Origin of the sequence: Amycolatopsis acididurans (assembly GCF_012328925.1) — a bacterium.
In the GTDB taxonomy this organism is placed as follows: domain Bacteria; phylum Actinomycetota; class Actinomycetes; order Mycobacteriales; family Pseudonocardiaceae; genus Amycolatopsis_E; species Amycolatopsis_E acididurans.
The window spans coordinates 41,697-62,971 of sequence record NZ_JAAXLS010000022.1; the positions used below are offsets into that span (position 1 = coordinate 41,697).

The 21,275-nt window shown below is 67.0% G+C and carries 34 protein-coding genes; 5 read left to right on the plus strand and 29 right to left on the minus strand.

Annotated features, from left to right (window positions below; translation table 11 throughout):
* Positions 1–17: 17 nt before the first annotated feature.
* From HFP15_RS26060 to rpsL, 28 genes are all read right to left on the minus strand, one after another.
* Entirely contained in the window at positions 18–572 is a 555-nt protein-coding gene (locus tag HFP15_RS26060) for an adenylate kinase (protein WP_168519388.1), read from the minus strand.
* The gene (gene secY / locus HFP15_RS26065; protein ID WP_168519389.1) at positions 569–1,876 is read right to left on the minus strand and encodes a preprotein translocase subunit SecY; all 1,308 of its coding nucleotides are present in this window, start codon (positions 1,874–1,876) and stop codon (positions 569–571) included. Before secY ends, HFP15_RS26060 begins: the two co-directional genes overlap by 4 nt.
* Before the next feature lie 176 nt (positions 1,877–2,052).
* The gene (locus HFP15_RS26070; protein WP_168519390.1) at positions 2,053–2,634 is read right to left on the minus strand and encodes a hypothetical protein; all 582 of its coding nucleotides are present in this window, start codon (positions 2,632–2,634) and stop codon (positions 2,053–2,055) included.
* Between the two features lie 84 nt (positions 2,635–2,718).
* Entirely contained in the window at positions 2,719–3,162 is a 444-nt protein-coding gene (gene rplO / locus HFP15_RS26075) for a 50S ribosomal protein L15 (RefSeq protein WP_168519391.1), read from the minus strand.
* Positions 3,159–3,344: a 50S ribosomal protein L30 gene (gene rpmD, locus HFP15_RS26080; protein WP_168519392.1), complete on the minus strand. Its 186-nt coding sequence runs from the start codon at positions 3,342–3,344 to the stop codon at positions 3,159–3,161. The genes rplO and rpmD overlap by 4 nt, the downstream gene beginning before the upstream one ends.
* Position 3,345: 1 nt before the next feature.
* Positions 3,346–3,990, minus strand: coding sequence for a 30S ribosomal protein S5 (gene rpsE, locus HFP15_RS26085; RefSeq protein WP_168519393.1), 645 nt, complete (start codon positions 3,988–3,990; stop codon positions 3,346–3,348).
* A gap of 35 nt (positions 3,991–4,025) precedes the next feature.
* Positions 4,026–4,436 carry a 50S ribosomal protein L18 gene (rplR, locus tag HFP15_RS26090; protein ID WP_168519394.1) on the minus strand — a complete coding sequence of 137 codons (411 nt, stop codon included), beginning with the start codon at positions 4,434–4,436 and terminating at the stop codon, positions 4,026–4,028.
* 3 nt (positions 4,437–4,439) lie between these two features.
* Positions 4,440–4,979, minus strand: coding sequence for a 50S ribosomal protein L6 (rplF, locus tag HFP15_RS26095; protein WP_168519395.1), 540 nt, complete (start codon positions 4,977–4,979; stop codon positions 4,440–4,442).
* Between the two features lie 16 nt (positions 4,980–4,995).
* The gene (gene rpsH, locus HFP15_RS26100) at positions 4,996–5,394 is read right to left on the minus strand and encodes a 30S ribosomal protein S8 (protein ID WP_168519396.1); all 399 of its coding nucleotides are present in this window, start codon (positions 5,392–5,394) and stop codon (positions 4,996–4,998) included.
* Between the two features lie 68 nt (positions 5,395–5,462).
* On the minus strand, positions 5,463–5,648 hold the full coding sequence (locus HFP15_RS26105; RefSeq protein WP_091505019.1) for a type Z 30S ribosomal protein S14: 186 nt from the start codon (positions 5,646–5,648) through the stop codon (positions 5,463–5,465).
* Positions 5,648–6,244, minus strand: coding sequence for a 50S ribosomal protein L5 (rplE, locus tag HFP15_RS26110; protein WP_168519397.1), 597 nt, complete (start codon positions 6,242–6,244; stop codon positions 5,648–5,650). Before rplE ends, HFP15_RS26105 begins: the two co-directional genes overlap by 1 nt.
* A complete protein-coding gene (gene rplX / locus HFP15_RS26115; protein WP_168519398.1) occupies positions 6,244–6,558 on the minus strand; it encodes a 50S ribosomal protein L24 in 315 nt (104 codons plus the stop codon). The genes rplE and rplX overlap by 1 nt, the downstream gene beginning before the upstream one ends.
* Before the next feature lies 1 nt (position 6,559).
* Positions 6,560–6,928 (minus strand): 50S ribosomal protein L14, encoded by a 369-nt coding sequence (gene rplN / locus HFP15_RS26120; protein ID WP_027940992.1) that lies wholly within the window; start codon positions 6,926–6,928, stop codon positions 6,560–6,562.
* A gap of 75 nt (positions 6,929–7,003) precedes the next feature.
* A complete protein-coding gene (rpsQ, locus tag HFP15_RS26125; protein WP_168519399.1) occupies positions 7,004–7,306 on the minus strand; it encodes a 30S ribosomal protein S17 in 303 nt (100 codons plus the stop codon).
* Positions 7,303–7,551, minus strand: a complete 249-nt coding sequence (gene rpmC / locus HFP15_RS26130; protein ID WP_168519400.1) for a 50S ribosomal protein L29 — start codon at positions 7,549–7,551, stop codon at positions 7,303–7,305. The genes rpsQ and rpmC overlap by 4 nt, the downstream gene beginning before the upstream one ends.
* Positions 7,551–7,970, minus strand: coding sequence for a 50S ribosomal protein L16 (gene rplP, locus HFP15_RS26135; RefSeq protein ID WP_168519401.1), 420 nt, complete (start codon positions 7,968–7,970; stop codon positions 7,551–7,553). Before rplP ends, rpmC begins: the two co-directional genes overlap by 1 nt.
* Positions 7,971–7,973: 3 nt before the next feature.
* The gene (rpsC, locus tag HFP15_RS26140; RefSeq protein WP_168519402.1) at positions 7,974–8,837 is read right to left on the minus strand and encodes a 30S ribosomal protein S3; all 864 of its coding nucleotides are present in this window, start codon (positions 8,835–8,837) and stop codon (positions 7,974–7,976) included.
* Positions 8,837–9,241, minus strand: coding sequence for a 50S ribosomal protein L22 (gene rplV / locus HFP15_RS26145; protein WP_168519403.1), 405 nt, complete (start codon positions 9,239–9,241; stop codon positions 8,837–8,839). Before rplV ends, rpsC begins: the two co-directional genes overlap by 1 nt.
* 28 nt (positions 9,242–9,269) lie before the next feature.
* Complete coding sequence (gene rpsS, locus HFP15_RS26150; RefSeq protein WP_027940998.1) at positions 9,270–9,551, minus strand: 30S ribosomal protein S19; 282 nt, start codon at positions 9,549–9,551, stop codon at positions 9,270–9,272.
* Positions 9,552–9,569: 18 nt separating this feature from the next.
* Positions 9,570–10,403, minus strand: a complete 834-nt coding sequence (gene rplB, locus HFP15_RS26155; protein ID WP_168519404.1) for a 50S ribosomal protein L2 — start codon at positions 10,401–10,403, stop codon at positions 9,570–9,572.
* A 15-nt stretch (positions 10,404–10,418) separates the two neighbouring features.
* Positions 10,419–10,730, minus strand: a complete 312-nt coding sequence (gene rplW / locus HFP15_RS26160) for a 50S ribosomal protein L23 (RefSeq protein ID WP_168519405.1) — start codon at positions 10,728–10,730, stop codon at positions 10,419–10,421.
* Positions 10,727–11,410, minus strand: coding sequence for a 50S ribosomal protein L4 (rplD, locus tag HFP15_RS26165; RefSeq protein ID WP_168519406.1), 684 nt, complete (start codon positions 11,408–11,410; stop codon positions 10,727–10,729). The genes rplW and rplD overlap by 4 nt, the downstream gene beginning before the upstream one ends.
* A complete protein-coding gene (gene rplC / locus HFP15_RS26170; protein WP_168519407.1) occupies positions 11,407–12,063 on the minus strand; it encodes a 50S ribosomal protein L3 in 657 nt (218 codons plus the stop codon). The genes rplD and rplC overlap by 4 nt, the downstream gene beginning before the upstream one ends.
* Before the next feature lie 31 nt (positions 12,064–12,094).
* Positions 12,095–12,400 carry a 30S ribosomal protein S10 gene (gene rpsJ, locus HFP15_RS26175; protein ID WP_003883485.1) on the minus strand — a complete coding sequence of 102 codons (306 nt, stop codon included), beginning with the start codon at positions 12,398–12,400 and terminating at the stop codon, positions 12,095–12,097.
* 293 nt (positions 12,401–12,693) lie between these two features.
* A complete protein-coding gene (gene tuf, locus HFP15_RS26180; protein WP_168519408.1) occupies positions 12,694–13,887 on the minus strand; it encodes an elongation factor Tu in 1,194 nt (397 codons plus the stop codon).
* A gap of 130 nt (positions 13,888–14,017) precedes the next feature.
* Positions 14,018–16,117, minus strand: a complete 2,100-nt coding sequence (gene fusA, locus HFP15_RS26185) for an elongation factor G (protein ID WP_168519409.1) — start codon at positions 16,115–16,117, stop codon at positions 14,018–14,020.
* A 64-nt stretch (positions 16,118–16,181) separates the two neighbouring features.
* A complete protein-coding gene (gene rpsG, locus HFP15_RS26190) occupies positions 16,182–16,652 on the minus strand; it encodes a 30S ribosomal protein S7 (protein WP_168519410.1) in 471 nt (156 codons plus the stop codon).
* Positions 16,652–17,026, minus strand: a complete 375-nt coding sequence (gene rpsL, locus HFP15_RS26195; RefSeq protein WP_003102113.1) for a 30S ribosomal protein S12 — start codon at positions 17,024–17,026, stop codon at positions 16,652–16,654. The genes rpsG and rpsL overlap by 1 nt, the downstream gene beginning before the upstream one ends.
* 536 nt (positions 17,027–17,562) lie before the next feature.
* Here rpsL and HFP15_RS26200 point away from each other — a divergent pair.
* Genes HFP15_RS26200 through HFP15_RS26220 form a run of 5 tightly spaced genes read left to right on the plus strand, consistent with a single transcriptional unit; the run spans position 17,563 to position 21,059 of the window.
* Positions 17,563–18,267 carry a YbaB/EbfC family nucleoid-associated protein gene (locus HFP15_RS26200; protein WP_168519411.1) on the plus strand — a complete coding sequence of 235 codons (705 nt, stop codon included), beginning with the start codon at positions 17,563–17,565 and terminating at the stop codon, positions 18,265–18,267.
* Positions 18,267–18,617: a hypothetical protein gene (locus HFP15_RS26205; protein ID WP_168519412.1), complete on the plus strand. Its 351-nt coding sequence runs from the start codon at positions 18,267–18,269 to the stop codon at positions 18,615–18,617. The genes HFP15_RS26200 and HFP15_RS26205 overlap by 1 nt, the downstream gene beginning before the upstream one ends.
* A 10-nt stretch (positions 18,618–18,627) precedes the next feature.
* Positions 18,628–19,722 (plus strand): WXG100 family type VII secretion target, encoded by a 1,095-nt coding sequence (locus HFP15_RS26210; protein WP_168519413.1) that lies wholly within the window; start codon positions 18,628–18,630, stop codon positions 19,720–19,722.
* A gap of 3 nt (positions 19,723–19,725) precedes the next feature.
* The gene (locus HFP15_RS26215; protein WP_168519414.1) at positions 19,726–20,319 is read left to right on the plus strand and encodes a hypothetical protein; all 594 of its coding nucleotides are present in this window, start codon (positions 19,726–19,728) and stop codon (positions 20,317–20,319) included.
* Positions 20,316–21,059 carry a hypothetical protein gene (locus HFP15_RS26220; RefSeq protein WP_168519415.1) on the plus strand — a complete coding sequence of 248 codons (744 nt, stop codon included), beginning with the start codon at positions 20,316–20,318 and terminating at the stop codon, positions 21,057–21,059. Before HFP15_RS26215 ends, HFP15_RS26220 begins: the two co-directional genes overlap by 4 nt.
* Before the next feature lie 26 nt (positions 21,060–21,085).
* On the opposite strand, the gene HFP15_RS26225 is transcribed toward HFP15_RS26220, so the two are convergent.
* On the minus strand, positions 21,086–21,235 hold the full coding sequence (locus HFP15_RS26225) for a hypothetical protein (protein ID WP_168519358.1): 150 nt from the start codon (positions 21,233–21,235) through the stop codon (positions 21,086–21,088).
* Positions 21,236–21,275 lie beyond the last annotated feature (40 nt).

Genomic DNA, 21,275 nt, shown 5'->3' on the forward strand with positions numbered 1-21,275 from the left:
CTTCGACGCCTTCGGCTTCAGCGGCGCTCGCGCAGCGCGGTCAGCACCCGCGAGGACACCTCGTCGACATCGCCGACACCGTCGACGGTGATCAGGATGTCGCGGTAGTACTCCAGCAGCGGCGCCGTCTCGGACACGTACACCTGCTGGCGGGTGCGGATGACGTCCTCGGTGTCGTCGTCGCGGCCACGCGAGAGGAGCCTGCCGACGACGACGTCCTCGGGCACCTCCAGCTGGATCACCGCGTCGAGCTTGGTGCCCGACTCGGCCAGCAGGCCGCCCAGCACCTCGGCCTGCTTGGTGTTGCGCGGGAAACCGTCGAGCAGGAAGCCGTCCTTGGTGTCGCTCTCGGCGAGCCGCTCACGCACCATCTCGTTGGTGACGGTGTCCGGGACCAGGTTGCCCGAGTCGAGGTAGCGCTTGGCCTCCTCGCCGAGCGGCGTGCGCTCGGCGGCGTGGGCACGGAACAGGTCGCCGGTCGAGATGTGCGGAATGGAGAGTTTCTCCGACAGCGCCTTCGCCTGCGTACCTTTCCCCGCTCCGGGCGGGCCGACAAGAACCAGGCGCGTCATCGCAAGAACCCTTCATAGTTGCGCTGCATGAGCTGACTTTCGATCTGCTTGACGGTGTCCAGTCCGACACCGACCATGATCAGCACGGCGGTACCGCCGAACGGGAAGCTCTGGTTGTTCCCTTGCTGGGTGATCGAAAGGAAGAAGTTCGGCAGAATCGCCACGATACCGAGGTAGATCGACCCCGGCAGCGTGATCCGGCCGAGTACGAAGCTCAGGTACTCCGCGGTGGGGCGTCCCGGACGGATGCCCGGGATGAAGCCACCGAACTTCTTCATCTCCTCCGCACGCTCGTCCACGTTGAACGTGATCGTGATGTAGAAGTACGTGAAGAAGATGATCAGGGCGAAGTACAGCAGGATGTGCACCCAGCTGCCCTGGTTCACCACGTAGTTCTGCAGGAACACGTACCAACCGGAGTTGGAGCCCGAGCTGTTGACCAGCTGGCTGATCAACTGCGGGAGGTACAGCAGTGAGGAACCGAAGATGACCGGGATGACGCCGGCCTGGTTCACCTTGATCGGCAGATAGGTCGAGGTGCCGCCGTACATCCGGCGCCCGATCATGCGCTTGGCGTACTGCACCGGGATCCGGCGCTGGCCCTGTTCGACGAAGATGACGCTGGCGATGATCACCAGCCCGAACACGCAGACGAGCGCGAAGACCAGGCCACCCTGGCCCTTGAGGATGTTCATGCCCTCGGCCGGGATGCGCGCCGCGATGTTCAGGAAGATCAGGATGGACATGCCGTTGCCGATGCCGCGCTCGGTGATCAGCTCACCCATCCACATCATCACGGCGGTACCGGCGGTCATCGTGATGACGATGATGGCCAGCGACCAGATGCTGTTGTCCGGGATGATCGACACGCTGCAGCCGGGGAACAGCTGGTCGCGGTCGGCCAGCGCCACCACACCGGTGGCCTGCAGGATCGCCAGCGCGATCGTCAGGTACCGGGTGTACTGGGTCAGCTTGTTCTGACCGGCCTGGCCCTCTTTCTTCAGTTCCTCGAAACGAGGGATCACCACGGTGAGCAGCTGCACGATGATGCTGGCCGTGATGTAGGGCATGATGCCGGTCGAGAAGATCGACAGCTGCAGGAGCGCACCGCCGCTGAACAGGTTCAGCAGCGAATAGATGCCCGAAGAGTCAGCCTGCGACCCACACGTCTGGACGTTGGGATATGAGACCCCTGGCGCCGGCGTGACCGCACCGATCCGGTACACCGCCACGATCATCAGCGTGAACAGGATCTTCTTGCGCAGGTCCGGCGTAGCAAGAGCCGAGCGGAAGGCGCTGAGCACGCGGGGGACCTCCTCGGCGTCGCCGGCGGGTGGCGCCGACGATCGGCTTGGCCGGCAGTTACCGGCATGAACACATCATTCTGGCGCAAGCCAGGAGCGCCTCGAGACAGAGTTGTCCCGAAGCGTGTTGCCGACTCTAACAGCCGCCCATGGTCGGGCCGCACCGCAGGCTACCTTTACCGCTCCGGGGAGTCACCGGGCGGACCTGGGAGGCGATTTCCGCGCACCGGCAACGCGATCAGCACGACGGCGGCCGACGCGAGCACGCCCGCGGCGAGCACGAGCCAGAATCCGGCACCGAGGGCCGCGCTCGCCCCGTCGGCGGCCTGGATCGTGCCGCGCAGGTTCACCACCTGCACCGCGACCGTGGCCAGCACACCGACCAGGAACGCCGCGGCGACCGAACCGGCCAGCAGAGCCGCGAAGCCCACGGCGGCGGGCGCGGCTCGCTGCGCCGCGGCGATGATCATCAGGACGGCGATGCCGAGCAGGGCCGCCGCGATGGTGAGCGGGATGCCGTTCTCGGCGACGTGTCCGGCCGAGGGCGTCGCGCCACCGGCCGTGACCTCCCAGCCGGTCACCGAGATCCGGGCCGCCGGGCCGCCCATGAGACTCAGCTCACCCGAGACCAGCGGCAGGAACGAGCCGACGACGGCGAGGACGGCGGCGGCCAGCGCGGCCGCCGCACCGAACAGCCGCGTGCGCACCACCGGCGACTGGCTCCGGCGCTCGGTTACCGCGGTCTCCCCCTCCGTCATCCTCCGATCGTGGCACCCGGGCGCGAACACGACAACGGCCCGCCGGGCGAACCCGGCGGGCCGTTGTGGCACCCGTGCGAAAACTCAGGCCTTGGTGATCGAGCCGCCCGCGGCCTCCACCTTCTCCTTGGCGGAGTTGGAGAACGCGTCGGCGGTGATGTCCAGCTTGACGCTGACGTCACCGTTGCCGAGCACCTTGACGAGCTTGCCCTTGCGGACCAGACCGCGAGCGGCCAGGTCCTCCTTCGATACCGTGCCACCGTCGCTGAACACGCGGGCGATGTCGCCGACGTTCACCGGCTGGTACTCGGTGCGGAAACGGTTCTTGAAGCCACGCAGCTTCGGCAGCCGCATGTGGATGGGCATCTGCCCACCCTCGAAACCGGCGGGCACGTTCTTGCGGGCCTTGGTGCCCTTCGTGCCGCGACCGGCGGTCTTGCCCTTCGAACCCTCACCACGGCCGACGCGGATCTTGTCGCGCTTGGCGCCGGGCGCGGGACGCAGGTTGTGGATCTTGATGGCGGTCATGCCTTGACCTCCTCAACGGTCACGAGGTGACGCACCGTGTGGATCAGGCCACGCACCTCGGGAGTGTCCTCCCGAACCACGGACTGCCGGATCTTGTGCAGCCCGAGGGTCCGCAGCGAGTCCCGGTGGTTCTGCTTGGTGCCGATCTTGCTCTTGACCTGGGTGACCTTGAGCTGAGCCACGTCAGACCCCCTGTCCCGCACGCTGGCGCAGCATCCGGGCCGGGGCCACGTCTTCGAGGGGCAGGCCACGGCGAGCGGCCACCTCCTCCGGACGCTGCAGGCCCTTGAGAGCCGCCACGGTCGCGTGCACGATGTTGATCGCGTTGTCGCTACCGAGCGACTTCGACAGCACGTCGTGCACGCCCGCGCACTCCAGCACCGCACGCACCGGGCCACCGGCGATGACACCGGTACCGGCGCTGGCCGGACGCAGCAGCACCACACCGGCGGCGTCCTCACCCTGGATCGGGTGCGGGATGGTGCCGGCGATCCGAGGCACGCGGAAGAAGTTCTTCTTCGCCTCCTCGACGCCCTTGGCGATCGCCGCGGGCACCTCCTTGGCCTTGCCGTAGCCGACGCCGACCTGACCGTCACCGTCGCCGACGACGACGAGCGCGGTGAAGCTGAAGCGACGACCACCCTTGACGACCTTGGCGACGCGGTTGATCGCGACGACGCGCTCGAGGTGCGGGGTCTTCTCCTGGCCGGCCCCGCCACGGCCACCGTCGCGGCGGTCCCTGCGGTCGCGACGGTCGCCGCGGTCGTTACCGCCCTGGCCGCCTTGACCGCCCTGCCCGCCGCCGAATTGCCGTGTACGTCCCGGCATCAGGCGTTCCTTCCGTTCTCGCGAATGTGCATCTTCTAGAACTCCAACCCGCCCTCACGGGCGGCGTCGGCCAGGGCCGCGATACGACCGTGGTAGCCGTTGCCACCGTGGTCGAAAACGACCCCGGAAATGCCCGCGTTCTTCGCACGGGCCGCCACCAGCTCGCCGACCTTGGCGGCCTTGGCCTTCTTGTCGCCCTCGATGGCACGCACATCGGCCTCCATGGTCGACGCCGCGGCCAGCGTGTGGCCGGACAGGTCGTCGATCACCTGGACGTAGATGTGCCGCGAGGACCGCTTCACCGACAGGCGCGGACGCTCCGCGCTGCCCTGGATCTTCTTGCGGAGCCGGAAGTGACGGCGCGTCTTCGCGACGCGGCGCCGGGTGGAAACGTCCTTGCCGATCGGCTTCCGCTTCTGCGTCAAAGTTGTGCGCGTTTCGCTCATCGCTTACTTACCCGTCTTTCCGACCTTGCGACGGATGCGCTCACCCTCGTACCGCAGCCCCTTGCCCTTGTAGGGGTCCGGGCGGCGAAGCTTGCGGATCACCGCTGCCGTCTGGCCGACCTTCTGCTTGTCGATACCCGAGACCGAGAACCGGGTCGGGGACTCCACCTTGAAGGTGATGCCCTCGGGCGCCTCGATCAGCACCGGGTGGCTGTAGCCGAGGGCGAACTCGAGGTTGCTGCCCTTGGCCTGGACGCGGTAACCGACGCCGTGGATCTCGAGCTTCTTCTCGTAGCCCTCGGTCACCCCGACGACGAGGTTGTTCACCAGCGTCCGGGTAAGGCCGTGCAGCGCGCGGTTCTCCCGCTCGTCGTCAGGCCGCTTGACCTCGAGCGTGCCGTCCTCGGCGCGCTCGACGGTGATCGGCTCGATGATGGTGTGCGACAGGGTGCCCTTGGGCCCCTTGACCGTGACGTCCTGGCCGTCGATGGTCACCTCGACCCCGGAAGGGACGGCGATCGGCCGCTTTCCGATGCGTGACATGCCTAAACTCCCTTCCTCACCAGACGTAGGCGAGGACTTCCCCGCCCACCCCGTTGCGCTTGGCCTGCCGGTCGGTCTGCAGACCGCCGGAGGTGGAGATGATCGCGATGCCGAGGCCGCCCAGCACGCTGGGGAGCTCCGTCGACTTCGCGTACACCCGCAGACCCGGCTTGGACACCCGGCGCAGACCCGCGATGCTGCGCTCGCGGTTGCGGCCGTACTTGAGCTCCACGACCAGGTTCTTGTGCTTCTCGCCCGGCTCCGAGCGGTAACCCGCGATGTAACCCTCGCGCTTGAGGATGTCCGCGATGTTCTGCTTGAGCTTCGAGTGGGGCAGCACGACCTCGTCGTGGTACGCCGAGTTGGCGTTGCGCAGACGAGTCAAGAAGTCTGCGATCGGGTCGGTCATCGTCATGGTGACCTGTCAACCTTTCTCGCCTGGTTCCCTCGCCCCTGCGAGGGCCTGTGGCGAAGTGGGAGTTTTTACCAGCTGGACTTGGACACGCCCGGCAGCTCGCCCGCGTGCGCCATCTCGCGGAGGCACACCCGGCACAGCCCGAACTTGCGGAAGACCGAGTGCGGCCGGCCGCAGCGGTTGCAGCGGGTGTACGCGCGCACCTTGAACTTGGGCTTGCGGGCCGCCTTGGCGATCAGAGCCTTCTTGGCCATCAGTTCTCCTTGAACGGGAAGCCGAGCTTGCGAAGCAGCGCCCGGCCCTCGTCATCGGTGGTAGCGGTGGTGACGACGGTGATGTCCATGCCGCGCGGGCGGTCGATGGAGTCCGGGTTGATCTCGTGGAACATCGACTGCTCGTTGAGCCCGAACGTGTAGTTGCCGTTGCCGTCGAACTGCTTGCCCGAAAGGCCGCGGAAGTCACGGATACGCGGCAGCGCGATGGTCAGCAGCCGGTCGAGGAACTCCCACATCCGGTCGCCGCGCAGCGTCACGCGCGCACCGATCGGCTGGCCCTCGCGCAGCTTGAACTGCGCGATGGACTTGCGGGCCCTGCGCACCTCGGGCTTCTGCCCGGTGATCGTGGCGAGGTCGCGGATCGCGCCCTCGATCAGCTTCGAGTCCCTGGCCGCGTCGCCGACACCCATGTTGACGACGACCTTCACGACACCCGGGATCTGGTGCACGTTCGCGTAGCTGAACTCCTTCTGGAGCTCGCCCTTGATCTCTTCGCGGTACCGGGTCTTCAACCGCGGCACCGTGCCTGTGCCTCCAGTGCCGGCGGGCACGGTCTTCTCCACCGTTTCCGTCATCAGATGTCCTTACCGGTCCTGCGCGAGATACGAACCTTCTTGCCGTCCTCACCGACGCGGTAGCCGATGCGGGTCGGCTTGCCGTCGGAGTCGACGACCATCACGTTCGAGACGTGGATCGGCGCCTCCTGGGTGACGATCCCGCCCGACTGCGCGCCACGCTGGGTCTGGGTGATCCGGGTGTGCTTCTTGATCCGGTTCACGCCCTCGACCAGCACGCGCTGGCGGCTCGGGTAGGCCTGGATGACCTTGCCCTTGGCGCCCTTGTCCTTGCCGGCGATAACGACGACCGTGTCGCCCTTCTTCACCTTCATGTCAGAGCACCTCCGGAGCCAGCGAGATGATCTTCATGAACTTCCGGTCGCGCAGTTCGCGGCCAACCGGACCGAAGATGCGGGTCCCGCGCGGCTCGTTGTCGTTCTTGATGAGCACGGCGGCGTTCTCGTCGAACCGGATGTAGGAGCCGTCCGGGCGACGCCGCTCCTTGGTCGTGCGGACGACGACGGCCTTGACCACGTCACCCTTCTTCACCCCGGCAGCCGGGATGGCGTCCTTCACGGTGGCGACGATGATGTCGCCGATACCCGCGTAGCGCCGCCCCGAACCGCCGAGCACGCGGATGCAAAGGATCTCCTTGGCGCCCGTGTTGTCGGCGACTCGTAGCCGCGACTCCTGCTGGATCACGTCAACTCCTGTATGTCTCGCCGGTTCTCGCTCTCGCGAGCCTGGCGGAACGGAAGGGACCCATCTGGCCCCTGCTTACTTGGCCTTCTCCACGATCCGCACGAGCCGCCACCGCTTGGTGGCCGACAGCGGGCGGGTCTCCATGAGAACCACGCGGTCACCCTTGCCGGCGATGTTCTCCTCGTCGTGCGCCTTCACCTTGCTGGTGGTGCGGACGACCTTCGGGTACTTGGGGTGCTTCTTGCGGTCCTCGAGCTGAACCACGATCGTCTTGTCCATCTTGTCGGACACGACGTAGCCCTCACGAACCTTGCGGTAGTTACGACCCGAGTCGGCCTTCTGTACCGGCAGAGCCGCGAGCTCCTCGGCCTCGCTCATGCCGCACCTTCCTCATCTTCAGCTTCGGGGGAAACGGACAGGCCGAGCTCCCGCTCGCGCATGATCGTGTAGATCCGCGCGATGTCGGTGCGCACGGTGCGCAGCCTGCGGTTGTTGTCCAGCTGCCCGGTGGCCATCTGGAAGCGGAGGTTGAACAGCTCCTCCTTGGCCTCCTTCAGGCGCAGCACGAGCTCCTCGGCCGTGAGCTCACGAAGCTCTGACGGTGCGGTACCGGCTTTCGCCATCAGAACTCACCACCTTCACGGGTCACGATTCGGCACTTCATCGGCAGCTTGTGGATCGCGCGGCGTAGCGCCTCGCGGGCGGTCTGCTCGTTCGGGAAGCTCATCTCGAACATCACGCGGCCCGGCTTCACGTTGGCGATCCACCACTCCGGTGAACCCTTACCGGAACCCATGCGGGTTTCGGCCGGCTTCTTGGTGAGCGGGCGATCCGGGAAGATGTTGATCCAGATCTTGCCGCCACGCTTGATGTGCCGGGTCATGGCGATACGAGCGGACTCGATCTGCCGGTTGGTCACGTACGAGTGCTCAAGCGCCTGGATGCCGTACTCACCGAAGGTCACCTTGGTGCCGCCCGTGGCCATGCCGGTGCGCTTCGGGTGGTGCTGCTTGCGGTGCTTGACCTTGCGTGGGACGAGCACGCCTCAGCCCTCCGTCTTCTCGGCCGCGTCCGGCGAGCCCTGCGCGGGAGCCTCGCTGGTCGCGACGTCGCTGTCAGTCTTGGCGCCGCCGCTGCGTTCGGCGGCCGCGGCCCGGCCGGCCTCGGTGGAGGTCGGCGTGGTGCCCGAGGCACCGGAACGGCGCGGACGGGACGGACGGTCGCGGCGCGGGGCACGCTCGGCGGCGGCCGCGGCGTCACGCTCGTTCTTGGCCTTGAGCCCACCGACGATGTCGCCCTTGTAGATCCACACCTTGACGCCGATGCGCCCGAAGGTGGTGCGGGCCTCGAAGAAGCCGTAGTCGATGTCGGCGCGCAGCGTGTGCAGCGGGACCCGGCCATCGCGGTAGTGCTCGGACCGGGACATCTCGGCACCGCCGAGCCGGCCGCTGCACTGCACGCGGATGCCCTTGACCTGCGGCGAGCGCATCGTGCTCTGGATCGCCTTGCGCATCGCGCGGCGGAACGCCACGCGGTTGGACAGCTGCTCGGCGACGGCCTGCGCGACGAGCTGCGCATCGGTCTCGGGGTTCTTGACCTCGAGGATGTTCAGCTGCACCTGCTTGCCGGTCAGCTTCTCCAGCGCGCCACGGATCCGGTCGGCCTCCGCACCGCGGCGGCCGATGACGATGCCGGGACGCGCGGTGTGGATGTCGACGCGGACGCGGTCACGGGTGCGCTCGATCTCGACCTTGGAGATACCGGCGCGCTCCATGCCCGTGGAGAGCAGCTTGCGGATCTTGACGTCCTCGGCCACGTACTCCGCGTACTGCTTGTCGGCGTACCAGCGGGACTTCCAGTCCGTGGTGATCCCGAGCCGGAAGCCGTGCGGGTTGATCTTCTGGCCCACTACCGGCCACCCTTCCTCTTACCGCTCTTCTTCTCCGGACGGGACTCCACCTCAACCGTGATGTGGCTGGTCCGCTTGCGGATCCGGTAGGCACGCCCCTGGGCGCGCGGCCGGATGCGCTTGAGCGTCGGGCCCTCGTCGGCGTAGGCGTTCTTCACCCACAGCGTGTCCGGGTCAAGATCCAGGTTGTTCTCGGCGTTCGCCATGGCGCTCGCGAGCACCTTGGCGACCGGCTGGCTCGCGGCCTGCGGCGCGAACCGCAGGATGGCCAGCGCCTCCTGGGCGTTACGACCCTTGATCAGCTCGATCACCCGGCGCACCTTCATCGGCGAGTCCCGGACGAAGCGAGCCCGCGCGTAGGCCGTGGGAAGCTCCTCGGCCGTAGCGTCTGTCTGGGCACTCATTCGCTAGTTCCTCTTCTCGGTGCGCCCGTCAGCGACGGCGCGACTTACGGTCGTCCTTGATGTGGCCCTTGAAGGTCCGCGTCGGGGCGAACTCGCCCAGCTTGTGACCCACCATCGCCTCGGTGACGAACACCGGGACGTGCTTGCGGCCGTCGTGCACGGCGATCGTGTGCCCGAGCATGTCGGGGATGATCGTGGACCGGCGGGACCACGTCTTGATCACCGTCTTCTTGCCCGACTCGTTGAGCGCGTCCACCTTCTTGAGCAGGTGGTCGTCCACGAACGGGCCCTTTTTGAGGCTGCGCGGCATGTTCTTCTACCTCCCTGCTCAGCGCTTCTTGCCGGTACGCCGGCGGCGGACGATCAGTTGGTCGGACGGCTTGCGGCGACGCGTGCGGCCCTCGGGCTTACCGTTCGGGTTCACCGGGTGGCGACCACCGGACGTCTTGCCCTCACCACCACCGTGCGGGTGGTCGACCGGGTTCATCACGACACCACGGACAGTCGGGCGCTTGCCGCGCCAGCGGTTGCGGCCCGCCTTGCCCCAGTTGATGTTCGAGTGCTCGGAGTTGCCGACCTCGCCGACCGTGGCGCGGTTGCGCACGTCCACGTTGCGGATTTCGCCCGAGGGCATCCGCAGCTGGGCGTACGGGCCGTCCTTCGCGACGAGCTGCACGCGGGCACCGGCCGAACGCGCGATCTTGGCGCCGCCACCGGGGCGGAGCTCGATCGCGTGCACCACGGTGCCGACCGGGATGTTGCGCAGCGGCAGGTTGTTGCCCGGCTTGATGTCGGCGCGCGGGCCGCTCTCCACCGTGTCGCCCTGCTGAAGCTTCGCCGGGGCGATGATGTAGCGCTTCTCCCCGTCGGCGTAGTGCAGCAGCGCGATCCGGGCGGAGCGGTTCGGGTCGTACTCGATGTGCGCGACCTTGGCGGGCACGCCGTCCTTGTCGTTGCGCCGGAAGTCGATGATCCGGTAGGCCCGCTTGTGGCCGCCGCCCTTGTGCCGGGTGGTGATCTTGCCCGACGAGTTGCGGCCGCCGCTCTTGCTCAGCGGGCGCAGCAGCGACTTCTCCGGCGTGGACCGGGTGATCTCGGCGAAGTCCGAGACGCTCGAGCCACGACGGCCCGGCGTCGTCGGCTTGTACTTGCGAATACCCATTGTCTGCTCAGTCCCTTACGCGGCGGGTCCGCCGAAGATCTCGATCGGCTTGCTCTCGGCGGACAGGGTCACGATGGCGCGCTTGGTGTCCTTGCGCTGGCCGTAGCCGTAACGGGTCCGCTTGCGCTTGCCCGGCCGGTTCAGCGTGTTGACGCTGACCACCTTGACCCCGAAGACCTGCTCGACGGCGATCTTGATCTGGGTCTTGTTGGCGTCCGGGCGCACGATGAACGTGTACTTGTGGTCCTCGAGCAGTCCGTAGGACTTCTCGGAGATCACCGGCGCGAGCAGGATGTCGCGCGGGTCGGGAATCGCCACGCTGCTCACTGGTCACTCCCTTCCAGCTCGGCCGACGTCGCCGAGGCCTTGACGGCCTTGCCCTTCGCCGGGCCCGCGACGAACGTGTCGTACGCGGCCTTGGTGAAGACCACGTCGTCGTTGACCAGCACGTCGTAGGTGTTGAGCTGGTCCGGGTGGATCAGGTGCACGTACGACAGGTTGCGCGCGGACAGCCACGCCTGCTCCTCGTCGCGGTGCAGCACCACGAGCAGCCGCTTGGCCTGGGAAACCGCGGCCAGCGCCTTCTTGGCGTCCTTTGTGGACGGCTTCTCACCGTTCACCAGCTCGGTCAGCACGTGGACCTGGCCCGCGCGCGCCCGGTCGGAGAGGGCACCGCGCAGCGCGGCGGCCTTCATCTTCTTCGGGGTGCGCTGGGTGTAGTCACGCGGCGTGGGGCCGTGGACGGTGCCACCACCGGTGAACTGCGGCGCACGGGTCGAACCCTGGCGCGCGCGGCCGGTGCCCTTCTGCCGGTACGGCTTCTTGCCGCCACCGGAGACCTCACCGCGGGTCTTCGTGTCGTGCGTGCCCTGGCGGGCGGCGGCCTGCTGGGCCACCACGACCTGGTGCAGCAGCGGCACGTTGGCCTGCACGTCGAAGATCTCAGCGGGGAGCTCGACGCTGCCCTCGGCGCTACCCGCCGGGGTCTTCAGCTCGACGCTGGTCATGCGGTCGCACCACCCTTCGCGGCGGTCTTGACGAACACGAGGCTGCCGTTGGGGCCGGGAACGGCACCCTTGATCAGCAGCAGGCCGTCTTCGGCGCGGACGTCGTGCACGGTCAGGCCCTGCGTGGTGACACGCACGTTGCCCATCCGGCCGGCCATGCGCAGACCCTTGAACACACGGCCCGGGGTGGCGCAGCCACCGATCGAACCCGGGGCGCGGTGCTTGGCCTGGTTACCGTGGCTGGCGCCCTGGCCCTTGAAGCCGTGCCGCTTCATGACACCGGCGTAGCCCTTGCCCTTGCTGGTACCGGTGACGTCGACGCGCGAGCCGGCGGGGAACACCTCGGCGGTGATCTCCTGGCCGACCTCGTACGAACCGGCGTCGTTGGTGCGCAGCTCGACCAGGTGACGGCGCGGGGTCACGCCGGCCTTGTCGAAGTGACCGGTGCGCGGCTTGTTCACCTTGCGCGGGTCGACGGCGCCGAACGCCAGCTGCACGGCCTCGTAGCCGTCCTTGTCCTTGGTGCGCACCTGGGTGACGACATTCGGCCCGGCCTGCACGACGGTCACCGGGACGATCCGGTTGCCCTCGCCGAAGACCTGGGTCATGCCGAGCTTGGTGCCCAGGATGCCCTTCACTTCCCTGTCAGACATGAGTCTCTTATCTCCGCCGCTCGCCCAACGCTTACTGGATGTTGACGTCGACGCTCGCCGGAAGGTCGATGCGCATGAGCGCGTCGACCGTCTTCGGCGTCGGGTCGAGGATGTCGATCAGACGCTTGTGCGTGCGCATCTCGAAGTGCTCGCGCGAGTCCTTGTACTTGTGCGGCGAGCGGATGACGCAGTAAACGTTCTTCTCGGTGGGCAGCGGCACAGGTCCGACGACCGAGGCTCCGGTGCGCGTCACCGTCTCCACGATCTTGCGCGCGCTGGCGTCGATCGCCTCGTGGTCGTAGGCCTTGAGCCTGATGCGGATCTTCTGTCCCGCCATGGTTGCAGCTCGTCCTTACCGTCTTGTGCCGCTATTTCCGCACGTCAACTGACTTTCGTCCGGCCCACGCGGTCGGGCGTGTCGCGCCCGGTACGCAGACTGATTCGCAAGGGATCGTTGTCGTGCAGGTTGGTCTGAATCTGCCGGAGGTACCGGCCCCAGGCCGCTCACGTCAGGGCGGCCGAATCTGCAACGAGAATCGGCCGCCCCGCGACGAGCAACCCAAATAGTGTCGCACACGTGATTTCACAACCCAGCCCCGGGGTCGATTCGACCCCGGGGCTGGGTGGAAATCACTTGATGATCTTGGTGACCTGGCCCGCGCCCACGGTCCGGCCACCCTCACGGATGGCGAACCGCAGACCCTCGTCCATCGCCACCGGCTGGATGAGCTGCACCGAGATTTCGGTGTTGTCACCCGGCATGACCATCTCGGTGCCCTCGGGGAGGGTCACCACACCGGTCACGTCGGTGGTGCGGAAGTAGAACTGCGGGCGGTAGTTGTTGAAGAACGGCGTGTGCCGGCCACCCTCGTCCTTGGACAGGATGTAGACCGAGCCCTCGAACTCCGTGTGCGGAGTCGTGGTGCCGGGCTTCACGACAACCTGGCCGCGCTCGACGTCCTCGCGCTTGATACCACGCAGCAGCAGACCGACGTTGTCACCGGCCTGGCCCGAGTCCAGCAGCTTGCGGAACATCTCGACACCGGTGACAGTCGTCTTCTGCGACTTCTCCTTGATGCCGACGATCTCGACCTCTTCGTTGACGTTGACCTGGCCGCGCTCCACACGACCGGTCACGACGGTGCCGCGGCCGGTGATGGTGAAGACGTCCTCGATCGGCATCAGGAACGGGCGGTCGAGGTCGCGCACCGGGTCCGGCACGTTGTCGTCGACGGCCTGCATGAGCTCCAGCACCGACTCCGCCCACTTCGGGTCACCCTCGAGGGCCTTGAGGCCGGAGACCTTGACCACCGGGGCGTCGTCGCCGGGGAACTCCTGCGAGGACAGCAGCTCACGAACCTCGAGCTCGACGAGCTCCAGGATCTCCTCGTCGTCGACCATGTCGGCCTTGTTCAGCGCCACGACGATGTAGGGCACACCGACCTGACGGGCGAGCAGCACGTGCTCGCGGGTCTGCGGCATCGGGCCGTCGGTCGCGGCGACCACCAGGATCGCGCCGTCCATCTGGGCGGCACCGGTGATCATGTTCTTGATGTAGTCCGCGTGACCGGGGGCGTCCACGTGCGCGTAGTGACGCTTCTCGGTCTGGTACTCGACGTGCGAGATGTTGATCGTGATGCCGCGCTGCTTCTCTTCCGGCGCGTTGTCGATCTGGTCGAACGCCCGGGACTCGTTCAGCTCCGGCCACTTGTCGTGCAGAACCTTGGTGATCGCCGCGGTCAGAGTGGTCTTCCCGTGGTCGACGTGACCGATGGTTCCGATGTTGACGTGCGGCTTGCTCCGCTCGAACTTCGCCTTCGCCACTGGAATGTCCTCCTGGACTCTTGCTTGCTCACCGGCCGACGTGGCTCAAAGTCGGACAGCGACTGATCTGGTTCGTTGTGCGGACCTTAGGGGAGTCCCCTGTCGGCGCCCGCGTTGGGTGCTTAAGGGATTACTCCCCCGTCGCCTTCGCGATGATCTCCTTCGCGACGTTCGCCGGAACCTCGGCGTAGGAGTCGAACTGCATGGAGTAGTTCGCCCGGCCCTGGGTACGAGACCGCAGGTCACCGACGTAGCCGAACATCTCCGAGAGCGGAACCAGCGCCTTCACGACGCGGGTGCCCGCCCGCTCCTCCATGGCCTGGATCTGGCCACGGCGGGAGTTGAGGTCGCCGATGACGTCACCCATGTAGTCCTCGGGCGTGGTCACCTCGACCGCCATCATCGGCTCCAGCAGTACCGGGCTCGCCTTCCTCGCGGCTTCCTTGAGCGCCATCGAACCGGCGACCTTGAACGCCATTTCCGAAGAGTCGACCTCGTGGTACGCACCGTCCAACAGGGTCACCTTCAGACCGACGAGCGGGTAGCCCGCCAGCACGCCGTACTGCATGGCGTCCTGAGCGCCCGCGTCCACCGAAGGGATGTACTCCCGGGGGATACGGCCACCGGTGACCTTGTTGTCGAACTCGTAGAGAGCACCGTCCGTAGTCGCGAGCGGCTCCAGCTGGATGATCACCTTGGCGAACTGACCGGAGCCACCGGTCTGCTTCTTGTGCGTGTACTCGTGCTTCTCGACCGTCTTGCGGATCGTCTCGCGGTAGGCGACCTGCGGCTTACCGATGTTCGCCTCGACCTTGTAGTCGGACTTCATGCGGTTCACCAGCACCTCGAGGTGCAGCTCGCCCATGCCCGCGATGATCGTCTGACCGGTCTCCTCGTCGAGCTGGACCTGGAAGGTCGGGTCCTCCTCGGCGAGCTTCTGGATCGCGGTCGACAGCTTCTCCTGGTCGGCCTTCGTCTTCGGCTCGATCGCCACGCGGATGACCGGCTCGGGGAAGGTCATCGACTCGAGCACGATCGGGTGCTGCGGGTCGCACAAGGTGTCACCGGTGGTGGTGTCCTTCAGGCCGATCACCGCGTAGATGTGCCCGGCCTGGGCGTCGTCCATCGGATTTTCCTTGTTGGAGTGCATCTGGAAGATCTTCCCGATGCGCTCCTTGCGCTCCTTGGTGGAGTTGATGACCTGAGCGCCGGAAGCGACCTTGCCCGAGTACACCCGGATGTAGGTCAGCTTGCCGAAGAACGGGTGAGCGGCGATCTTGAACGCCAGTGCCGAGAACGGCTCGTCGGTGGAGGCCTTGCGCGAAGCGGGAGTCTCACCATCGGGCAGGAGGCCCTCGACCGGCGGAACGTCCAGCGGCGAGGGCAGGTAGTCGATCACCGCGTCGAGCATGGGCTGCACGCCCTTGTTCTTGAACGCGGAGCCGGCCAGCACCGGGAACGCCTCGCGGGTGACGACCAGCTTGCGGATACCCGACTTGATCTCGTCCTGGGTCAGCTCCTCGCCCTCGAGGAACTTCTCCATCAGGGTGTCGTCGGTCTCGGCGACGGCCTCGATGAGCGCCTCGCGGTACTCCGCGGCCTTCTCGGCGAGCTCGGCCGGGATGTCCTCGACCGCGTAGTCCTCGCCCTTCTTGACCTCACCGCGCCAGACCAGAGCCTTCATCCGGACCAGGTCGACGACGCCCTCGAAGTCGCTCTCGGCGCCGATCGGCAGCTGGATGGGCAGCGGGCGGACACCGAGACGCTCGGAGATGGTCTTCACCGTGTAGTAGAAGTCCGCACCCAGCTTGTCCATCTTGTTGACGAAGCAGATGCGCGGGACCTCGTACTTGTCGGCCTGGCGCCAGACCTGCTCGGACTGGGGCTCGACACCCTCCTTGCCGTCGAACACCGCGACGGCACCGTCGAGCACGCGCAGGTTGCGCTCCACCTCGACGGTGAAGTCGACGTGACCCGGCGTGTCGATCAGGTTGATCTGGTAGTCGCCCCAGAAGGTGGTGGTAGCAGCCGAGGTGATGGTGATACCCCGCTTCTGCTCCTCCTCCATCCAGTCCATCGTCGCGGCGCCGTCGTGCACCTCGCCGATCTTGTAGTTGATCCCGGTGTAGAACAGGATCCGCTCGGTCGTCGTGGTTTTACCGGCGTCGATGTGGGCCATGATGCCGATGTTGCGGACCTTGTTCAGGTCGGTCAGCACGTCGCGTGCCACAGCAATGTTCCCCTGTCTAGAAGCGTGGGGCCCGGCCTGGCTTGTCTCGGCAGCCGGGCTACGTTCACCACCGGTAGTGGGCGAACGCCTTGTTCGATTCGGCCATCTTGTGGGTGTCCTCGCGGCGCTTCACGCTCGCCCCGAGGCCGTTGCTCGCATCGAGCAGCTCGTTCTGCAGACGCTCGATCATGGTCTTCTCGCGGCGCTGCTGCGCGAAGCTGACGATCCAGCGGAGCGCAAGGGTGGTCGAGCGGCCGGGCTTGACCTCGATCGGGACCTGATAGGTGGCACCACCGACGCGGCGGCTCTTCACCTCGATCGTGGGCTTGACGTTGTCCAGCGCACGCTTGAGGGTGACGACCGGGTCGGTGCCCGTCTTCTCCCGGGCGCCTTCCAACGCGCCGTAGACGATGCGCTCGGCCAGGGAGCGCTTGCCGTCCTTGAGCACCTTGTTCACCAGCTGGGTGACCAGCGGCGAGGCATAGACCGGGTCGGAGATCAGCGGCCGCTTCGGGGCCGGACCCTTGCGGGGCATTAGCTCTTCTCCTTCTTCGCGCCGTACCGGCTGCGCGCCTGCTTGCGGTTCTTCACACCCTGGGTGTCCAGCGAACCGCGGATGATCTTGTAGCGAACGCCGGGCAGGTCCTTAACACGACCACCACGCACGAGCACCATCGAGTGCTCCTGCAGGTTGTGGCCCTCGCCCGGAATGTAGGCGGTGACCTCGATGCCGCTGGTCAGCTTCACACGCGCGACCTTGCGCAGCGCCGAGTTCGGCTTCTTGGGAGTGGTGGTGTACACGCGGGTGCACACGCCACGGCGCTGCGGGCTCCCCTTGAGCGCCGCGGTCTTCTGCTTGGCAGCCTTGTCCTGGCGGCCCTTGCGGACCAGCTGCTGGATCGTGGGCAATGGACCAGCTTTCTGTCGCGTCTTGCTTGTTCGTCTCTTCTGTCCCCGGCCCCCGAGGTCGGGCGTGTCGGCCCGCGTCTAGGCCTCTCGGCCGGTAACGTTCCCTCGGATTTTCCGCGGAGCTCCGCCTCGCCGGGGCGGCTAGCCGGAGTGTCGAAACACCCTGACGAGGCCTGACGGCGCGCAGAGCGGCCCAGCATGTGCCGGGCACAGTCGTCAAAGATACCCGCCCACTCCGGAACCGGTCACAGCGGGGGTGGCTTCGGGGTGCGTGCGCGGGCACGGATGCTCGTCGTCCCACCTTAGCCGATCCACCAAGGAAGTGGAGGCGGTCGATGATCATGGACGGCGTTCACCCGCATCAGCTACAACGCACCGCCCTCCGTTCTGATTCCCCACGTCGTTGCCCGCTCGGGTGACCTCTATGGTCATTTCGGCCGAACCGCCCATCAGCGTCGATCTTTCGGTCATCATTGACGAGCGCCTGCGGCGCCGGGCGTGTCGCCAACAGTTCCACATCTCGGGGAGGTCCAGACGTGTCGGCCGAGTTCGATCAGCTCGTCGCTCAGTTCGAGCAGTTCCAGTCCAGGCTCAAGCGGGTCGATGAACAGTTCGCCAACATTGGCCAGATGCAGCAGGAACTGGCGGAGATGGAGGCCGTGGCCGTCTCCCCCGACCGTTCCGTGACCGTCGTCGCGGGCCCGTCCGGAGCCATCAAGGACATCCGGCTCACCGACCTCGCCATGCGGCAGTCCCCGCAGGCGCTGTCCTCGGCACTGATGAACACCGTGCGGCAGGCCGTCGCCGAGGCCGCACGCCGGCAGGCGGGGATCGTGGAGAACGCGGTCGGCGACGACATGCACCTCACCGACCAGGTGCTGGAGACGCAGGCACAGCTGTTCGGCACCACGCCCGAGGAGCTGCGCGCAACCATGGAGCAGCAGGACGACCAGCCGCCATCGGCTCCGCCGCCGATGGCGCCGCCTCCGGCGGGCCCCGGCCCGCACCCGCCGATGCCACCCGCCGGCGGTCCTCGGCCCCCGATGCCTCCGGCTCCCTCGTCCGGCCCGGTTCGCAGGCCCGCCCCGCCGCGGCGCCCCACGCAGGAGGAGCCGGACGACTTCTCGCAGGAGAACTTCCTGCGCGGTGACCAGCGGCCGACCGCTCCCCCGCCACGCCCGCAGCAGCAACGCCGCGACGAGGGCAACTACCTCAACCTCTACAACGACGAGGACCAGTGATGGGCGCCAAGGACGGCTACGCGGTCGACATCCCGGCGCTGACGAAGTACTCCGACGACCTGAAGGCCAACAAGGAATCGGTCTCCCAGGTCACCGGCAAGGTCGCCGAGGCCGACGTCGGCGACAAGTCGTGGGGCATCGTCGGGCTGTTCGTGAAGCAGAAGTACACGGACATGCTCAATGACCTCAAGGAGCTGCTGAAGGAGATGGAAAACGGCCTCGGCTCGGCTTCGGAGAAGATCGGCGGCGCGGCGAAGGCCTACAAGGACAAGGACGACGAGCACAAGCAGAAGCTCGCCGACATCGTCAAGCAACTCGACGACGTCGTCGTCCGCGATCTGAACGCCTGAGGGGGCAGACGTGTCGGACCCGTTGGGATCCATCGAAATCGAGGGTGAGAAGAGCTACGGCGAGAAGGTCGTAGAAGCCATCCCGTTCGCCGGCGACGCCAAGAAGGTGTTCGACGCGGGCCAGAAAGCGCTGTCCGACGGCAGCGTCGGCTTCGACGACATCCGCAGCGTCGCGGCCGAGGGCGGCAGCCTGGTGCAGGACTGCATGGATGTCACCGACATCGCCAGCGACCCGATCGGCTGGCTGGTCGGCAAGGGCCTGGACTTCCTGCTCGCGATCTGTCAGCCGTTGCAGGACGCCATCCAGTTCGTCAGCGGCGACGGGGAGGCACTGGGCACCGCCGCGGACAACTTCAGCGCGATCGGCCAGGGCATCTCCGATTTCGGCGAGCAGTTCGGTCAGCACGCCCAGGACGCGCTGGCCAAGTGGGAGGGCCAGGCCGCCGAGACCGCCGCGGACAAGCTCGGCCAGTTCGCGGGAGGCATCGGCCAGGTCGCCGGGAAAGCGGGCGACATCTCGCAGTTGCTGCAGATCTCCAGCATGGTCATGACGGTCATCGAGGAGTTCATCAAGGGACTGCTCACCGAGTTGATCACCTGGCTGATCATGATCTGGATCCCGGCGCTGGCGGCCGCGGTTCCCAGTTGCGGGGCCTCGACCGCCGCGGCGGGCACGGCGACGGGCGTCCGCGCCGCGCAGACCGGTTCGCGGGCGACTCGCACGGTCAGCAAGCTGCAGAAGCTGCTGGACAAGATCCGCGAGGTGCTGGCGAAGATGAAGAACTTCATGAAGGACCTGCGCACCAACGTCAGCCGGGTCATGGACACCAAGAAGATGCAGTCGGGCCTGGCAGATCTCGAGATCGACGCGGGCACAGCGACCAAGCGCATGCGGATGTACGGCTCGGAGGACGGCCTGATCGGCAAGCGGGTCAGCGACGGCCTCGGCGAGTCGCTCAAGGGCAACGTCAAGGACACCTTCGACGACCAGGTCAAGATGACCAAGGTGCCGGAGTACTTCGACAAGGTGAGCAAGATCGTCGAGGCCGGCGACACCGGCGAGGACGGAACGACCGAGGACACCAAAGAGAAGCTGGACTTCTAGCAGATGAACTGGGATGCCAGCGGGATCACCAGCTTTGTCGTGGTGGTCGCGGTGCTGGGGTGGTTGTGCTGGGCCGGGCTGTACCCGGTGCTGTTCCGGCTTTTCCTGCTGCCTTCGATCGGGCGGCGGCGCGGCTGGCGTGCGCGTGGTTCGCTGGTGCCGTCCGAGAGCTACGACGATCTGCCGGGCGACGGCAGCCAGGGCTGGGACACTCCCCTGCCCGGCATGGTGTGCGAGTTCGTCGGGACCTACAACGGCCGTCCCGTGCACGGCGTCGAAGTGTCGATCACGCATTGGCGCAGGCGCATTCCGGGGCACACGCCTCGGAAGTACCACCGGTACTACACGGTGCTGACCGTGGCGACCTCCGACCGTCCTTTCGCGAACTTCAACGCCGGGCGCCGGGGTGCGGTGGTCAACGGCGATCCGATGGCGTTCTACCCCGATTTCGTGGAGTGGGCACGGAACCGGAGGCTGCACGACTCCAAGCACGTGCTGCAGGAGGACCACGGGATGCGGTCGATCAGCTGGTTCGGGCACCTGACCCGTGGGCGGCTGTTCCGGTCGCTGGATCGCCTCACGCAGGATCCGCGATGAGCGTGCTCGACCACTTCCTCGTCGCGGTCGTCGGCTACGTGCTGGCCGCGGTGCTCCAGACCGCCGGAATCCAGCTCTCGCACGGAGAAACGCGCCCGCGCCGGCGCACCGGGGTTGGGCTGCGCATCGCCGCCGGGGTGGTCACCACCGTCGTCACCACGTCGTGGCTGCTGCCTGCCTCGCTCTCCGGTGGCGTGATCGGCGGCGTGTTCATGTTCGTCTTCCTGTTCATGTTCGTGCCGTTCGTGGTGATCTACGTCGGCCAGCTGCTGGGGCGGATGCGGCAGCGCCGTGGCGCGGCTCCGATCTGGCCCGCCGTGCTTATCGGCGCGTTCGCCCTCGTCTGCCTGGTCCCGGGCACGAAGGTGGCCGCGGATGGGCTGATGCACCTGACGGGCCTCGCGCAACCGGTCGAGCTGCACGTCACCAAGGTCGTCGACCGCAATGTGCGGCCAGGCAAACGCGCCTTCCTCGACGACGTCAGCGGCGACTACGTGCTCGACGGCCGCGGCGAGCACGTCCAGGATTCCGTCTGGTTGTCGTGGCACCAGCTACCGAAGGAGGGCGCCACCATCCCGGTCACGATCTCGCGTCTGTGGCCCTCGATGATGATCGAGGACGACGCTGCGGCGTGGTGGCTGGCCGGGCTGGGCGGCTTCGGCATCGCCGCCGGAGGGGTGCTGATGGCTTGGGCCGTGCGCGAGAAGACGGCCGAGCAAGAGGAAACAGCAGGGCCCTGAACCAAGCGGTCCAGGGCCCATGCGAACTATTCGTCGTCCGGCTTCGCGTGATCCGGCTTTCCGGGGTTGGGGTCTCGTGAGAGGTCGATCGCCGGGTGCCGGGGCGCCCCCTCGGGTGCCGCGTGCCGGCCCGACGACTGAGCTTCCTGCTCGTTGGTGTTCTCTTCGGCGTTCACAGCGCCCTCCTCGTTCCGCATCGTGTGAACCGCTCGACAC

Bases quoted from the DNA above. Each gene is read 5' to 3' on its own strand.
- HFP15_RS26060 (WP_168519388.1), bottom strand. From the start codon at position 572: ATGACGCGCCTGGTTCTTGTCGGCCCGCCCGGAGCGGGGAAAGGTACG.
- HFP15_RS26070 (WP_168519390.1), bottom strand. From the start codon at position 2,634: ATGACGGAGGGGGAGACCGCGGTAACCGAGCGCCGGAGCCAGTCGCCG.
- rplO (WP_168519391.1), bottom strand. From the start codon at position 3,162: ATGACCGCCATCAAGATCCACAACCTGCGTCCCGCGCCCGGCGCCAAG.
- rpsE (WP_168519393.1), bottom strand. From the start codon at position 3,990: ATGCCGGGACGTACACGGCAATTCGGCGGCGGGCAGGGCGGTCAAGGC.
- rplR (WP_168519394.1), bottom strand. From the start codon at position 4,436: ATGAGCGAAACGCGCACAACTTTGACGCAGAAGCGGAAGCCGATCGGC.
- rplF (WP_168519395.1), bottom strand. From the start codon at position 4,979: ATGTCACGCATCGGAAAGCGGCCGATCGCCGTCCCTTCCGGGGTCGAG.
- rpsH (WP_168519396.1), bottom strand. From the start codon at position 5,394: ATGACGATGACCGACCCGATCGCAGACTTCTTGACTCGTCTGCGCAAC.
- HFP15_RS26105 (WP_091505019.1), bottom strand. From the start codon at position 5,648: ATGGCCAAGAAGGCTCTGATCGCCAAGGCGGCCCGCAAGCCCAAGTTC.
- rplE (WP_168519397.1), bottom strand. From the start codon at position 6,244: ATGACGGAAACGGTGGAGAAGACCGTGCCCGCCGGCACTGGAGGCACA.
- rplX (WP_168519398.1), bottom strand. From the start codon at position 6,558: ATGAAGGTGAAGAAGGGCGACACGGTCGTCGTTATCGCCGGCAAGGAC.
- rpsQ (WP_168519399.1), bottom strand. From the start codon at position 7,306: ATGAGCGAGGCCGAGGAGCTCGCGGCTCTGCCGGTACAGAAGGCCGAC.
- rpmC (WP_168519400.1), bottom strand. From the start codon at position 7,551: ATGGCGAAAGCCGGTACCGCACCGTCAGAGCTTCGTGAGCTCACGGCC.
- rplV (WP_168519403.1), bottom strand. From the start codon at position 9,241: ATGAGTGCCCAGACAGACGCTACGGCCGAGGAGCTTCCCACGGCCTAC.
- rpsS (WP_027940998.1), bottom strand. From the start codon at position 9,551: ATGCCGCGCAGCCTCAAAAAGGGCCCGTTCGTGGACGACCACCTGCTC.
- rplB (WP_168519404.1), bottom strand. From the start codon at position 10,403: ATGGGTATTCGCAAGTACAAGCCGACGACGCCGGGCCGTCGTGGCTCG.
- rplD (WP_168519406.1), bottom strand. From the start codon at position 11,410: ATGACCAGCGTCGAGCTGAAGACCCCGGCGGGTAGCGCCGAGGGCAGC.
- rplC (WP_168519407.1), bottom strand. From the start codon at position 12,063: ATGTCTGACAGGGAAGTGAAGGGCATCCTGGGCACCAAGCTCGGCATG.
- rpsJ (WP_003883485.1), bottom strand. From the start codon at position 12,400: ATGGCGGGACAGAAGATCCGCATCAGGCTCAAGGCCTACGACCACGAG.
- rpsG (WP_168519410.1), bottom strand. From the start codon at position 16,652: ATGCCCCGCAAGGGTCCGGCCCCGAAGCGGCCGCTGATCTCCGACCCG.
- HFP15_RS26205 (WP_168519412.1), top strand. From the start codon at position 18,267: ATGGGCGCCAAGGACGGCTACGCGGTCGACATCCCGGCGCTGACGAAG.
- HFP15_RS26215 (WP_168519414.1), top strand. From the start codon at position 19,726: ATGAACTGGGATGCCAGCGGGATCACCAGCTTTGTCGTGGTGGTCGCG.
- HFP15_RS26220 (WP_168519415.1), top strand. From the start codon at position 20,316: ATGAGCGTGCTCGACCACTTCCTCGTCGCGGTCGTCGGCTACGTGCTG.